At 70.2% G+C, this 14,472-nt stretch carries 10 protein-coding genes; 6 read left to right on the top strand and 4 right to left on the bottom strand.

Going from position 1 to position 14,472, the window contains the following annotated elements; genetic code table 11:
- Nucleotides 1-373 precede the first annotated feature (373 nt).
- On the bottom strand, nucleotides 374-3,169 hold the full coding sequence (locus QFW77_RS12565) for a TonB-dependent receptor (RefSeq protein WP_280575190.1): 2,796 nt from the start codon (nucleotides 3,167-3,169) through the stop codon (nucleotides 374-376).
- Between the two features lie 235 nt (nucleotides 3,170-3,404).
- Here QFW77_RS12565 and QFW77_RS12560 point away from each other — a divergent pair, with 235 nt between their 5' ends.
- Both QFW77_RS12560 and QFW77_RS12555 read left to right on the top strand, forming a co-directional pair.
- Entirely contained in the window at nucleotides 3,405-3,884 is a 480-nt protein-coding gene (locus tag QFW77_RS12560; RefSeq protein WP_280575080.1) for an oxygenase MpaB family protein, read from the top strand.
- Nucleotides 3,881-4,540: a methyltransferase domain-containing protein gene (locus QFW77_RS12555; protein WP_280575078.1), complete on the top strand. Its 660-nt coding sequence runs from the start codon at nucleotides 3,881-3,883 to the stop codon at nucleotides 4,538-4,540. The genes QFW77_RS12560 and QFW77_RS12555 overlap by 4 nt, the downstream gene beginning before the upstream one ends.
- On the opposite strand, the gene QFW77_RS12550 is transcribed toward QFW77_RS12555, so the two are convergent.
- Both QFW77_RS12550 and QFW77_RS12545 read right to left on the bottom strand, forming a co-directional pair.
- Nucleotides 4,524-5,126, bottom strand: a complete 603-nt coding sequence (locus QFW77_RS12550) for a methyltransferase domain-containing protein (protein WP_280575077.1) — start codon at nucleotides 5,124-5,126, stop codon at nucleotides 4,524-4,526. The two genes, QFW77_RS12555 and QFW77_RS12550, sit on opposite strands and share 17 nt — an antisense overlap.
- Before the next feature lie 93 nt (nucleotides 5,127-5,219).
- The gene (locus tag QFW77_RS12545; protein ID WP_280575076.1) at nucleotides 5,220-6,836 is read right to left on the bottom strand and encodes an alpha-glucosidase; all 1,617 of its coding nucleotides are present in this window, start codon (nucleotides 6,834-6,836) and stop codon (nucleotides 5,220-5,222) included.
- A gap of 247 nt (nucleotides 6,837-7,083) precedes the next feature.
- Here QFW77_RS12545 and QFW77_RS12540 point away from each other — a divergent pair, with 247 nt between their 5' ends.
- Entirely contained in the window at nucleotides 7,084-8,565 is a 1,482-nt protein-coding gene (locus QFW77_RS12540) for an MFS transporter (RefSeq protein WP_280575075.1), read from the top strand.
- The gene (locus tag QFW77_RS12535; protein ID WP_280575074.1) at nucleotides 8,562-10,304 is read left to right on the top strand and encodes an alpha-amylase family glycosyl hydrolase; all 1,743 of its coding nucleotides are present in this window, start codon (nucleotides 8,562-8,564) and stop codon (nucleotides 10,302-10,304) included. The genes QFW77_RS12540 and QFW77_RS12535 overlap by 4 nt, the downstream gene beginning before the upstream one ends.
- Here QFW77_RS12535 and QFW77_RS12530 read toward each other — a convergent pair.
- Complete coding sequence (locus QFW77_RS12530; RefSeq protein ID WP_280575073.1) at nucleotides 10,301-11,329, bottom strand: LacI family DNA-binding transcriptional regulator; 1,029 nt, start codon at nucleotides 11,327-11,329, stop codon at nucleotides 10,301-10,303. The genes QFW77_RS12535 and QFW77_RS12530 overlap by 4 nt on opposite strands.
- A gap of 351 nt (nucleotides 11,330-11,680) precedes the next feature.
- Here QFW77_RS12530 and thrS point away from each other — a divergent pair, with 351 nt between their 5' ends.
- A complete protein-coding gene (thrS, locus tag QFW77_RS12525) occupies nucleotides 11,681-13,579 on the top strand; it encodes a threonine--tRNA ligase (RefSeq protein ID WP_280575072.1) in 1,899 nt (632 codons plus the stop codon).
- A 91-nt stretch (nucleotides 13,580-13,670) separates the two neighbouring features.
- Nucleotides 13,671-14,192, top strand: a complete 522-nt coding sequence (gene infC, locus QFW77_RS12520) for a translation initiation factor IF-3 (protein WP_280575189.1) — start codon at nucleotides 13,671-13,673, stop codon at nucleotides 14,190-14,192.
- The last annotated feature ends 280 nt before the right edge of the window (nucleotides 14,193-14,472 follow it).

Raw genomic sequence — 14,472 nt, 5'->3', positions numbered from 1 at the left:
CGAAGCGGGCTCGCCCGGCCGGGTTTTCTCGAGTTTTTTTCCCTGCCCAGGCAAACCGCCCGATCTGGGGGTGAAGAGAGTCGCGCCCGGCGGCGCACGCTGGTGCAGGAGGCGTTCGCGGGCAGCCGGCGCGGCGCCCCGGTGCGGGACACGCCGTGAATCCATCCATGGAGGCTCGTCGACGCCATCCATGGCGTCGACGGTCCCGCACCGGGGCACCGCACCGGCTGGATGCTGCGCGGGTGCTTTCGGCGAGCTGACGGTTGCTTCCGGGCCCCAGCTGTTCGGCGGTCCGGCACGTGACGGCGCTCTTTCTTGACGTCCCGGTGGGTGGTGGCGCCGGGCGCCCCGGGGCGCCCGATGTGTCAGCAGGTCAGAAGCGGTAGGTCAATCCGAGCAGGTAGGTGCGGCCCCACTCGATGTGCTCGAGCGGGCGGTCCTTGGTGCCGGCGTAGGTGCGGTAGGCCTCGTCGGTGATGTTGCTGGCCTGGAACAGCAGGCTCAGGCCGGCCAGGGCGGTGTGGTCGCCGAACGCGTAGCTGATCTGCGCGTCGGTGATGTCCTCGCCCACCACGTAGCGCAGGGTGCGGTCGCCGTCGAAGTTGCCGATCTCGCCGACGAAGTCGGACCGCTTGCGCTGGCTGATGCGCGCCTCGAAGCCGCTGCGCTCGTAGTAGGCAGTGAAGTTGTACACCCGCTTCGAGAGGCCGGGCAGGGCGATGTTCTCGCTGCCGACGCTGCTCTGGGCGTTCGGCGGCGGCGGGATGGTGATGTCGCTGTCGTTGAAGCTGGCGCTGGCGACGATGCCGAAGCCGGTCAGCGCCTCCGAGAACAGGTCCAGCGGCAGCGAGGCGCTCAGCTCGAGGCCGCGCAGGGAGCCGCCTTCGCCGTTGTAGGGCGAAGTGAAGCGGCCGGTGGTCTGGGTCGGCGGCTCGCCGGGTCCGGGCACGTAGTCGGTGAGCAGGTCGCTGAAGTCGTAGCCGTCGCGGGTCTCGGTGTAGATGTAGGTCCGCAGGTCCTTGTAGTAGAACGCCGCCGCCAGGTAGGCGCGCTCGCCGAAGTACTTCTCGTACGAGAGGTCGAAGGCGTAGGCCCGCCAGGGATCGAGTTCCGGGTTGCCGCCCGAGCCGCCAGGCTCGCCGGTGGCGGTGTTGACGCCGAACTCCAGCGACGCCCGCAGCTCGTCGACGCGCGGCCGCGCGACCTGTTCGGCCAGCGCCACCCGCAGGGTCTGGTCGTCGGCGAGCGAGAACGCCAGGTTGAGGCTCGGCAGAACGTCGGTGTATTCCTTGCCGCGGGTGATCGGCTGCACGTTCTCGCCGTCCGGCAGCGTGGAGTCCCAGTAGCGCGCCGTCGAGGACTGGTCCACCCGCTGCACCTGCACGCCGAAGTTGCCGCGCACCGGCACGCTGCCCCACTGGGTGTCGATGTTCGCGCGCGCGTAGCCGGTGGTGATCTTCTCGTCGACCCGCCAGGCCTTGGGGATCAGGTACGACAGGTCGTCGACCGGGATGAAGCTCATGTAGCGCTCGACCGCGGCCGGCACGTTCCAGGACGGGATCAGGCCGACGCCGGCGAAGCCGAGGTCGACCAGGCCGTACTGCAGGTCGTCGCCGATCGGGGTGTCGCCCTGGGCGCCGAGGTTGATGTTGCCCTCGGGCTGCCACTTGCTCTTCTGGCGGTCGGCGACGTTGATGCCGACGTCGACGTCGGCCAGCCAGGCCATCGATTGCGGCGCCGGGATGGAGGCGTCGAGCCGGAACGCGCGCAGCTCGTCCTCCACCCGCGGGGTCTTGCCGTAGCCGGAGCCGTAGATGGTGTTGGTCAGGTACAGCGAGCCGGGGTCGGAGTAGTCGCGGCCGGGCACGAGCTGGGAGAAGCCGTCGCTGCGGAAGTCCAGCGTCACCGAATCCAGCTGCGGCGCGGGCAGCAGCTGGGTGTTGTTCTCCAGCAGGATCTCGTCGCGCTCGGTCTTCGAGTAGCTGACGTCGGCCGCCAGTTCCACGTTGCCGAGGAAGAACTCGTTGTTCCAGCCGAACGCGCTGATCTCGTCCTCGCGGTGGTTGTACATGCCGCGCACCAGCGGGTAGACGTTGTTGGCGACGCCGCCGGTGAAGGTGCCGTCGTCGTTGATCGACGGGTCGGTGACCTCCAGCCGCCCGTAGCCGCCGTTGTAGTCGCCGAGGTGGACCTCGAACTGGTTGGCGGTGCTGACCTGGGTGGCTTCCGAATAGAACAGGTCGAGGGTGCTGGTCCACGCGTTGGAGGGGCGGAACTGCAGCGTCGCCATGATGCCGTCGCGTTCGGTGTTGCCGGTGCGGCGCAGCGCCTTGATGCCGTCGGAATAGAAAGTGCCTGCGGGCACGCCCGGCCGCCAGCCGTCGCCGATCGCCTGCCAGGGCTCGTACAGGCCGACCTGGTTCTCCTGGATCGGCGTGTCCGAGTGCGAATAGCCGATCGAGAAGCCGAAACGGCGGTCCTCGGAGCGGGTGATGTAGCTGGCGTTGATGCGCTCGCCGTGGGCGGAGGCGTCCGCCGCGGAGCCCAGCGAATTGCGTTGGCCTCGGATGCTGACCACGCCCGCGGGCTCGCCGAAGCTCAGCGGGCGCACCGTGCGCATGTCCAGCGTGCCGGTGAGGCCCTGGCCAACCAGGGCGGCGTCGGGCGTCTTGTAGACGATGACGTTGCTGATCAGCTCGGACGGGTACTGGTCGAACTCGACGCTGCGGTTGTCGCCGGTGCTGACCATCTCGCGGCCGTTGAGCAGCGTGGTCGAGAAGTCCGGCGAGAGGCCGCGCACGCTGATCACCTGCGCGCGGCCCGCGACACGCTGCGCCGACACGCCCGGCAGCCGCGCCAGCGACTCGGCGATGCTGACGTCTGGCAGCTTGCCGATGTCCTCGGCGGAGATCGCCTCGACGATGGAGGTGGACTCGCGCTTGACCGAGATCGCGCTCTCGATGCCCCGACGGATGCCGGTCACGGTCACGGCGTCGAGGTTCACGGCGTCGGCGTCGGTGGCGGCCTGGTCGGCTTCGGCTTCGGCCTGCGGCGCGGACTGGGCGGCGGCGTCTTCTTCGCCGGTGTCCTGCGCGTGGACGTTGGCGGCCAGCATCAGCATTGCGGATGCCAGGGCAACGCTCAGCAGGTTGCGTTCGAGCTTCAACATCTCCCCTCCCAAAAAGGTGTCGTGCGGATCGCGGAACCGGTTCCCGGCGGCGTCCATGCGGATCTGTCCGGCGAGAAACGGGGTGTGACGGATGTCGCGGGCCATGGTAGACCCGGCATTCCCCGCGCACGCCGCCCTGCATACGTATTCATGGCGTGGCGCCCGGTTCATGCCGGTCGGGGCATGCGGCACCGGCCGTCGGTCGGCGTTGCCGCGCACCGGCTAGCATGGCGACATGCCGCCGCCCCACCATCCCTTCACCGCGGTCGCCGCCTCGCGCATCCGTGGATGGGTGCTCAGCGCGTTTCCGCGCGGACAGAGCGGGCGCGACGTGCCCGGGTCGCATGCCGGGGTCGAGGACTACTTCGCGCGGATGCGTCCGCAGCTGGCCTGCGATGCGCGCTCGCGCGAGGTGCTGGCGGTGCTCGAGCGCATCCACCTTCCGGTCCCCGCCGCCGGGCTTTCGCGCGAACTGTTTCTCGGCGCCGGCGCGGCGCTGCTGCCTGGCTGGGCCCGGCACATGCTCGGCCGATCGCCAGCAAGGCGGCTCCGCGACGCGCTCGCCGCACGCACCCTGGCGGGGCTGGCGCCGCTGTTCCGCGCCGCCCTGGACGACGGGGTGGCGCCGCGCGCCTGTGCCCGGGTCGGGGTCGATCCCGCGATCCTGCACGCGATGCCCGGCGCCGCCCGCGCCCCGGCAGCGGATCGGCGATGAGCCGCTGTCCGCTCTGCGGCGGGGTGGAATGCCCGCCCGAAGCGATCGTCCAGGGGCGCCGCTACGCCGCCTGCGGCGGCTGCGGGCTGACCTTCATGCTGCCTGCGGATCGGCCCTCCCCCACGGAAGAACGCGCGATCTACGACCTGCATCGCAACGACCCCACCGACCCCGGCTACCGCGCCTTCCTCGAGCGACTGGCCGCCCCGCTGGCCGCGCGCCTGCGGCCCGGCATGCGCGGATTGGACTACGGCGCCGGCCCCGGCGCCGCGCTCCCGGCGATGCTGTCGGCACGCGGCCTGCCCACCTCCGCGTGGGACCCGCTCTACGCCGCCGATGAGCGCTTGCTCCGGCGCCGCTACCATTTCATCGCCTGCAGCGAGACCGCCGAGCATTTCCACGACCCGGCCGCCGAGTTCGCGCGCCTGGGCGACCTGCTTCTGGACGGTGGCTGGCTGGGGTTGATGACCCAGTGGCGCCTGCCGGGGCGGCCGTTCGCGAGCTGGGGCTACGCCCGCGATCCCACCCACGTGTGTTTCTACCGGCGCCGCACCCTGCGATGGATCGCCGGCCGCCACGGCTGGTCGCTGGAATGTCCGGCGCCGCACATCGCGCTGTTCCGCAAGCCGCCCGCCGCGCTCAGTCCGTGCGGGTGAAGCAGGCGTACTGGCCGGGGGCGCCCAGTTCGAGGTGCGGCTTGCCGATCCCGCCGAAGCGCACCGCGTATCCATTGCGCCGTGCCACGCCGCCGGCCCAGGCGCGGAACCTGGTCCGGTCCCATTCGAAACGGTGATCGGGATCGCGCACCTCGCGTTCGGCCAGGCCGTACAGCACGTTGTATTCGCGATTGGGCGTGGTGACGATCGCCAGGCGCGGGCGGTGGTGGCCGAACAGGGCGCGTTCGGTCCCGGACAGCAGACCGGGATCGAGGTGTTCGATGGTTTCCACCAGCACCGCGGCCTCGTGGGGCGCGAGACCTTCCAGCGGACGCGTGCAGTCGCCATGCATCAGCCGCAGCCGCGGATCGGCTCGGCCAGCGTCGCCGAGTTCGGAGCGCGCCACCGCCAGGGCATTGGTGCACAGGTCGACGCCGGTGATCCGGTCGAACCGGGGATGCGGCAGCAGCCTGGCCAGCAGCCGCCCGGCGCCGCAGCCGAGATCGAGCACGCTGGTGGCCCCGGACTGCAGCAGCAGCGCGGTCACCAGGTCGAGGCGTTGCTCGTGCAGGGTGGCTTCTTCCATCGGCTCGTATCCGCGTCGAGGCGATGATAGCCGCGGCGGCGCGCGGGCGCCGTGCCCGGTCGTGGCGGACCCGGGCGCGCCGCCCGGCCGCGTTCACTCCAGGCTGGCGAACGCCACCGCGTGGCCCGGCATGCGCAGCAGCCCGTCCTCGATCCGGCCCGCGAGCATGCCGTGGCCGTCCAGCGCCCGCGGCGAGGCGCCCGCCGGAAGCCGCCAGTCGACGGCTCCCGGCGACAGGTTGAATGCCGACAGCAGGGTGCCGGATCGATGCGTACGCTCGAAGGCCAGCAGCGGTTCCGGCGCGTCGAGGAAGCGGATCCCGCCCTCGACCAGGGCCGGGTGCGCGCTGCGCCAGCGCAGAAAGCGCCGCACCGCGTTGAGCACCGAGCTGGGGTCGTCCTGCTGCGTCGCCACGCTGCGCGCGCGGTGCGCGGCCGGGATCGGCAGCCACGGCTCGCCGGTGGTGAAGCCGGCTCCGGCATCGCCATTCCACGGCAGCGGCGTGCGGCTGCCGTCGCGGCCCTTGAAGCTCGGCCAGAAGGCGATGCCGTAGGGATCCTGCAGCGCCTCGAACGGCACCTCGGCCTCGGGCAGGCCGAGTTCCTCGCCCTGGTACAGGCACACCGAGCCGCGCAGCGAGCAGACCAGCGCGACCATCTGCCTGGCGAAGTCGTCGCTGGCGTCCGCTCCGCCCCAGCGCGTCACCGCGCGCTGCACGTCGTGGTTGGAGATCGCCCAGCAGGGCCAGCCTTCGCTCATCGCCGCTTCCAGGCGCTCCACGGTGCCGCGGATGTGGGCGGCGCTGAAATCGTCGGTGAGCAGCTCGAAGCTGTAGCCCATGTGCAGCCGCCCGGCGCTGGTGTACTCGGCGGTGGTGGCGAGCGAGTCTTCGGAGGAGATCTCGCCCAGGGCCGCGGCGTCGCCGTAGCGATCCATCAACGCGCGCAGTTCCTCGAGGAAGGCGATGTTCTCGGGCCGGGTGTTGTTGTAGTGGTGGTACTGGAAGGCGTAGGGGTTGTCAGGGCTGAAGCCGCGGCCGACCCGCAGTTCCATCGGTTTGGGCGGGTTGTCCCTCAGCTGCGCGTCGTGGAAGCAGAAGTTGATCGCATCCAGGCGCAACCCGTCCACGCCGCGCTCCAGCCAGAAGCGCACGTTGTCCAGCGCCGCCGCGCGCACCTGCGCGTTGTGGAAGTTGAGATCGGGCTGCGAGGACAGGAAGTTGTGCAGGTAGTACTGGCCCCGCCGCGGCTCCCATTTCCAGGCCACGCCGCCGAAAAGCGACATCCAGTTGTTGGGCGGGGTGCCGTCGGGGCGGGCGTCGGCCCATACGTACCAGTCGGCTTTCGGGTTGTCGCGGCTCTCCCGGCTCTCGCGGAACCAGGGGTGCTCGGACGAGGTGTGGCTGAGGACCTGGTCGATCATCACCCGGACCCCCAGTCCATGCGCCCTGGCCAGCAGCGCGTCGAAGTCCGCCAGGGTGCCGAACAGGGGATCGACGTCGCGGTAGTCGGCGATGTCGTAGCCGAAGTCGTGCATCGGCGAGCGGAAGAACGGCGCCACCCAGATCGCGTCGACCCCGAGCGAGGCGACGTGGTCCAGGCGCGCGACGATCCCGGGCAGGTCGCCGACGCCGTCGCCGTCTGTATCCATGAAGCTGCGCGGGTAGATCTGGTAGATCACCGCGCCGCGCCACCACGGGCTGTTCGCCATCCACTGCCTCTGCACGGGTGCGCGCACGGCCGGCGCGCGGGCGGCCACTATTCCACGAACCCCTGCGTGCGGGCGACGGCGGCGGCGGCGACGCGGCGATGAATACGTATGCGTACGCCCGTGTTGCGGCCGCGCCGGACACTACCATGGCGCCTGCCGCGCCCGGCGCGGAGCGCCGCCAGTGCGCCGGCCGGACAGGCGCCCATCACCACCATGGCACCATCCCCGCACCACGACCGGAGCAGCGATGAGCGCGAAACCGCAACTGACGTTCTGGCAGATCTGGAACATGTGCTTCGGGTTCCTGGGCATCCAGTTCGGCTTCGCCCTGCAGAACGCCAATGTCAGCCGGATCTTCCAGACCCTGGGCGCGGAGATGGAACAGATCCCGATGCTGTGGATCGCGGCGCCGCTGACCGGTCTGATCGTGCAGCCGATCGTCGGGTATTTTTCGGACCGGACCTGGACCCGGCTGGGCAGGCGGCGGCCGTACTTTCTCTACGGCGCGGTCTTCGCATCGCTGGCGCTGCTGGTGATGCCCAACTCGCCGGCGCTGTGGGTGGCCGCCGGAACGCTGTGGGTCCTGGACGCCTCGATCAACGTGTCGATGGAGCCGTTCCGGGCCTTCGTCGGCGACCAGCTGCCGCCGCGGCAACGGCCGGCCGGGTTCGCCATGCAGAGCTTCTTCATCGGCGTGGGCTCGATCGTCGCCAGCATGCTGCCCTGGTTGCTGGCGAAGGCGGGCGTGGCCAACACCGCGGCGCCGGGCGCGATCCCGGACACGGTGAAGTACGCCTTCTATCTCGGCGGCGCGGTGCTGTTCCTGGCGGTGGGATGGACCGTGCTGCGCACCCGCGAGTACCCGCCGGAGGTGCTGAAGTCCCAGGACACGGCGCCGCCACTGCGACACGCGCCGCTCGACCGCGCGCGCACCGCCCGCATCGGCCTGGCCTGGCTGCTGGCCGGCGTGCTGGGCATCGCCTCGATCCTGTGGTTCGGGCTCGACCAGCAGCTGTACGTGCTCTCGGGCGTGCTCGCCGCGTACGGCGTGGCGCTGCTGCTGACCGCGCGGCTCCAGCACCGCAACATGTTCACCACGATCATGGCCGACCTGCAGGCGATGCCGGATGCGATGCGGCGCCTGGCGGTGGTCCAGTTCTTCTCCTGGTTCGCGCTGTTCGCGATGTGGATCTACACCACCGCCGCGGTCACCGGGGTGCACTTCGGCGCCGCCGATGCGCAGTCGGAGGCGTACAACGACGGCGCCAACTGGGTGGGCGTGCTGTTCGCCGCCTACAACGGTTTCGCCGCGCTGGCCGCCATCGCCATCCCGTGGATGGTGCGCCGCTGGGGCCTGCGCGCCAGCCACCTGGTCAACGTCTGGCTCGGCGCGGCGGGCCTGCTCTCGTTCCTGGTGATCCGCGACCCGCAGTGGCTGCTGCTGTCGATGGTCGGGGTGGGTTTCGCCTGGGCCTCGATCCTGTCGCTGCCGTACGCACTGCTGTCCGACAGCCTTCCCGCGGAAAAGATGGGCGTCTACATGGGCATCTTCAATTTCTTCATCGTGATCCCGCAGCTGGTGGCGGCGAGCATCCTCGGGTTCCTGCTCGAGGCCGTGCTCGGTGGCCGGCCGATCATGGCGTTGGCGGTCGGCGCCGCCAGCCTGGCGGTCGCGGGCCTGTGCGTGCTGCGGGTGCGCGAGCCGCTGGCGGCGGAGCAGCCGGCATGAGGCGGGCATGGCGGGCGCTGGCGGTGCTGGCGCTGGCGGGCTGCGCGGGGCCGGAGCCCGGGGCCGCGGATCCGGGCGCGCCAGCCGCCGCCGCGCAAGCGGCGGCGCCGCAGCCGGCGGAGGACGGGCGGGGCCTCTACGGCACCCTCGAGCCGTTCGCCGAGCACGCGGTGTACTTCGTGGTCACCGACCGCTTCGTCAACGGCGATCGGTCCAACGACCAGCGCGACCAGGGCGGCGCCCATCCGAGCTTCGACCGGCCGCTGCCCGAATGCGATGGCGTCAGCGCGAACGTCGGCTACCAGGGCGGCGACTTCCGCGGCCTGCTCGACAACGCCGGCTACATCCGCGAGATGGGCTTCGGCGCGGTGTGGATCACCCCCATCGTCGAGAACCCCGACCAGGCCTTCACCGGCGGCGACCCGATCACCTGCAGCAGTTTTCTCAGCGATCGCGGCAAGGCCGCCTACCACGGCTACTGGGGCATGAACTTCTACCGGGTGGACGAGCACCTGCCCAGCGAGGGGCTCGACTTCGCCTCCTTCACCGACGGCATGCGCGCGCACGGGCTCAGGACCGTGCTGGACATCGTCGGCAACCATGCCTCGCCGGCCTGGAGCATGCCGGAGGCCCAGCCCGGCTACGGCCAGGTCTTCGATGCACGGGGGCGGCTGGTCGCCGACCACCAGAACCTGCCTCCGGAACGGCTCGATCCGGAGCGCCAGCCGCTGCACCGCTTCTACGCCACCGCCCCGGATCTCGCGCAGCTCGGCGACTTCGACCCGGACAACCCGGAGGTCATGGACTACCTGGTCGGAGCCTACCTGCAGTGGATCGAGCAGGGCGCGGACGCGTTCCGCATCGATACGATCCGCCACATGCCGCACGGTTTCTGGAAGCGCTTCACCGGGCGCATCCGCGCGGTGCATCCGGATTTCTTCATGTTCGCCGAGGCCTTCGACTACGAGGCAGCGAAGATCGCGCCGCACACCTGGGCGGAGAACGGCGGGGTCAGCGTGCTCGATTTCCCGATGAAGCAGGCCATGGACGAGGTGTTCGCCGGCGGCGCCGGCTTCGAGCGGCTGGCAGGGGCGCTGCACCTGCAGGACGGCCCCTACGCCAATCCCTACGAACTGGCGACCTTCTACGACAACCACGACATGCCGCGCATGGATGCCACCGACGCCGGCTTCATCGACGCCCACAACTGGCTGTTCACCGCGCGCGGCATTCCGGTGATCTACTACGGCTCCGAGACCGGGTTCATGCGCGGCCGGGCCGAGCACGCCGGCAACCGCAACTACTTCGGCCAGGCGCGCATCGACGCCGCCGCGCAAAGCCCCATCCACGCCGGCCTGCGCCACATCGCCAACCTGCGCCGGGTCTCGCCGGCACTGCAGCGGGGGCTGCAGCTCGGGCTGCGGATGGAAGGCGACGAGGCGGCGTTCTACCGCGTCTTCGAGCAGGCCGGCCGGGCGCAGATCGCGCTGGTGCTGCTCAACAAGGGCGATGCGCCGCGCCGGGTCGAGGTGCGCGAGCTGCTGCAGCCCGGGCAATGGCGCGACGGCCTCGGCGGGGAGACGCTGACGGTCGAGGACCGGCTGGCCGCGGAGGTCCCCGCCCACGGGGTGCGGGTGTTCCTGCACGACGGGCCGCCCAGGCGCGCCGACCTGCGCGCGCGCCTGGTGGAACTGATGGCGCGCCGGCTGGGCGGGCCGGAGGCACCGAAGGCGGACTAGGCGCCCGTGGAGCCGCGCAGCAGCAGCCGCGCCGGAATGGTACGGCTGTCGACCGCCTCGCCGGCGATCAGGGCGAGCAGGCTGTCGACCAGGATGGCGCCGGCCTGGCGGGTATCCTGCTGCACCGTGGTCAGCCCCGGGGTGACGAAACTCGCCAGCGGGATGTCGTCGAAGCCGGCGACCGCCACGTCCTCCGGCACGCGCAGTCCGCGCTCGTGCAGCGCCTTCATCGCGCCGATCGCGATCAGGTCGCTGGCCGCGAACACGGCGTCGAACGCGGCGCCGCTGCGTAGCAGCGCGCTGGCGGCGTCGAAGCCGGCCTGCTCGGTGGTGACGGCATCCACCTGCAGGGCCGGATCGGCAGTCAGCCCCGCTCCGGCCAGGGCCGCCGACAGCCCGCGGTGGCGCTCCTGGAATTCGGGATAGTGCTCGGAGGCGTCGCCCAGGAAGGCGATGCGGCGACAGCCGCGGGCGAGCAGGTGGCGGCCCAGGTCCAGGCCTCCCTGGAAGTTGTCGCAGCCGATCGAGACCCCGGGCTGGCCCGGCAGCGCCGCGCCCCAGCGCACGAAGCGGGTGCCCTGTTCGACCAGCTGCTGCAGGCGCGTGCGCGCCTCCAGGTAATCGCCGTAGCCGAGCAGGATGATGCCGTCTGCCTTGTGGCTGTCCTCGTAGTCGGCATGCCAGTCGCTGGACAGCTGCTGGAACGAGATCAGCAGGTCGTAGCCGCGCTGCGCGCAGGCGCGGGTGATCGAGCCGAGCATCGACAGGAAGAACGGATTGATCGAGGCATCGTCGGGGGCCGGCTCCTCGAAGAACAGCAGCGCCAGGGTGCCCGACTGCTGGCAGCGCAGGTTGGAGGCGTTCTTGTCGACCTTGTAGTTGAGCTCGCGGGCGATCGCCAGGATCCGGCGCCGGGTCTCGGGGCTGACCATCGGGCTGCCGCGCAGGGCGCGCGAGACGGTCGGCTGCGACACCCCGGCCAGGTGGGCGATGTCGAGCGAGGTGGGCTTGCCTTTGGTCGTCATGGGCGTGCGGCCGATGGCCGCCGGAGGGCGGCCGGCCGCATCATGCCACGCGCGCGGTGGCGGGGCCCGCCGCGCTGCAACGGTCCTGGCAGCTGCTAGAATCGGACGAATCCGGAAGCTCCCAGGAACAGGTGGCCCGCGGCAACGCCGGCCGAGCGTGCGACATGGACACTCCCCTGCGCCACCGCTGACCCGCTCCGAGGCCCACGCCAAGCGCCCTCGGGCGCTTTTTTTATGCGCTGCGCGCACGGATCGGGAGGCCGGACTGGGGAGGCGAAGAACCGCCCCTTCCCGCCTCGACCATTCCCCCGCCCGAATCGCCAAAACCCGAAACCCAATCCCGGCCCTCAAATGATCACCATCACCCTCCCCGACGGCAGCCGCCGCGAGTTCGCATCCCCCGTCAGCGTCATGGACGTGGCCCAGTCGATCGGCCCGGGGCTGGCCAAGGCCACCGTGGCCGGGCGCGTCGACGGCCGCCTGGTCGACGCCAGCGACCCGATCGACCGCGACGCCAGCCTGCAGATCATCACCCCCAAGGATCCCGAGGGCGTGGAGATCATCCGCCACTCCTGCGCGCACCTGGTCGGTCACGCGGTCAAACAGCTCTACCCGGACGCCAAGATGGTGATCGGCCCGGTGATCGAGGACGGCTTCTACTACGACATCTGGCACGAGCGCCCGTTCACCCCCGACGACCTGGCGGCGATCGAGCGGCGCATGGCCGAGCTGATCGACACCGGCTACGACGTCGTGAAGAAAATGACCCCCCGCGAGGAGGTCATCGCCACCTTCCGCGCGCGTGGCGAGGACTACAAGCTGCGGCTGATCGAGGACATGCCGGACGAGACGCAGATGGGCCTGTACCACCACCAGGAATACGTGGACATGTGCCGCGGCCCGCACGTGCCCAACACGCGCTTCCTCAAGGCGTTCAAGCTGCTGCGCATCTCCGGTGCCTACTGGCGCGGCGACGCCAAGAACGAACAGCTGCAGCGCATCTACGGCACCGCCTGGGCCGATGCCAAGCAGCTCAAGGCCTACGTGGAGCGAATCGAGGAGGCCGAGAAGCGCGACCACCGCCGCATCGGCAAGCAGCAGGAGCTCTTCCATCTGCAGGAGGAGGCCCCGGGGCTGATCTTCTGGCATCCGAAGGGCTGGGCGCTGTGGCAGGTGGTCGAGCAGACCATGCGCCGGGTCTACCGCGACAGCGGCTACGGCGAGGTGCGCTGCCCGCAGATCCTCGACGTGTCGCTGTGGAAGAAGTCCGGCCACTGGGACAACTACAAGGAGAACATGTTCTTCACCGAGTCCGAGAAGCGCACCTACGCGGTCAAGCCGATGAACTGTCCGGGCCATGTGCAGGTGTTCAACCAGGGCCTGCACAGCTACCGCGACCTGCCGATCCGCTACGGCGAGTTCGGCTCCTGCCACCGCAACGAGCCCTCCGGCGCGCTGCACGGCATCCTCCGGGTACGCGGCTTCACCCAGGACGACGGGCACGTGTTCTGCACCGAGGACCAGGTGGAGGCCGAGGTGGCCGCCTTTCATGAACAGGCAATGCGGGTCTATGCCGAGTTCGGCTTCGAGGACGTGCAGCTGAAGCTGGCGCTGCGCCCGGAGCCGCGGCTGGGCGACGACGCCACCTGGGACAAGGCCGAGGCGGCGCTGCGCGGCGCCCTGTCGGCCTGCGGGGTGGAGTGGCAGGAACTGCCGGGCGAGGGCGCCTTCTACGGGCCGAAGATCGAGTACCACCTGAAGGACGCGATCGGCCGCACCTGGCAGCTGGGCACGATGCAGGTAGATTTCATGATGCCGGGGCGTCTCGGCGCCGAATACGTCGACGAACACAGCCAGAAGCGCACCCCGGTGATGCTGCACCGGGCCATCGTGGGCTCGATGGAGCGCTTCATCGGGATCCTGATCGAGCACCACGCCGGGGCGTTCCCGGCCTGGCTGGCGCCGGTGCAGGCGGTGGTCATGAACATTACCGACGCCCAGGCCGATTATGTCGCGGACCTGCGGAAAACCCTTGCGAATCAAGGGGTACGGGTGGAGGCGGATTTGCGGAACGAGAAAATCGGTCGTAAGATCCGCGAGCACACTCTGCAGCGGGTGCCGTACCTGCTGGTGGCGGGGGACCGCGAGCGGGACAACGGGACGGTCGCCGTGCGCACGCGGGCGGGGGAGGACCTGGGGAGCATGCCGGCTTCCGACTTCGTTTCACGCCTGGGCCGCGACACGCGGTAGCATGATGTGTGATCCGGTGGGCCCGTGGGGCCGCGCCGGGAGCCCCGGACGCTGACGAGCGGCCGGCACAGTCGAACATGGAGATCGCAATATCAGCACCCCTGAAAAGCAGAACCGCAGGAACAGCGACATCCGCGTACCCCGGGTACGCGTGATCGGTTCGGACGGCGAGATGATCGGCGTCCTGTCGCGCGACGAGGCCCTGCAGCAGGCCGAGAGCGAAGGCCTCGACCTGGTCGAGATCCAGCCCAATGCCGATCCTCCGGTCTGCCGGATCATGGATTACGGCAAGTACAAGTTCGACCTGCAGAAGAAGGCCAACGCGGCCAAGAAGAAGCAGAAGCAGGTCGAGATCAAGGAAGTGAAGTTCCGGCCGGTCACCGACGAGGGCGACTACCAGATCAAGCTGCGCAAGATGCGCGGCTTCCTGGAGGAAGGCGACAAGATCAAGGTCAACATCCGCTTCCGCGGCCGCGAGATGAGCCATCAGGAGCTGGGCCGCGAGATGGCGGCGCGCATCGAGGCGGACCTGGGCGAGGACATCGTGATCGAGTCGCGCCCGCGCCTGGAAGGCCGCCAGATGGTGATGATGATCGCGCCGAAGAAGAAGTGACGGGTGCGGCCGCGGGCCGCCGATGCCAGCGCCCGCTGCCGCTTCGCCAGGGCGGTCGGACGATGAAAGGAGCGCGCCAATGGCGCGCTCTTTTCTTTGTCCGCTCGACCGGTTGCCGGAGGAGGATGCGGCTTCCGCCCCCTTGGCGATCGAGCCGCACGAGCGCCACGCGTGGCGCATTGGCAGGCCGCCGAGTCGCGAACCGGAAGCGCTTGGCTTGCGGGGCTTCGGAACCAGCGGCGCCCGGGCCGGGGGATGCTCCCCGGCGGAGTCGGGCCAT

This window comes from Luteimonas endophytica, from assembly GCF_029887875.1.
Taxonomy (GTDB): domain Bacteria; phylum Pseudomonadota; class Gammaproteobacteria; order Xanthomonadales; family Xanthomonadaceae; genus Luteimonas; species Luteimonas endophytica.
Note: the sequence above shows the minus strand (reverse complement) of the source record. Positions and strands in the feature narration are given on the sequence as shown.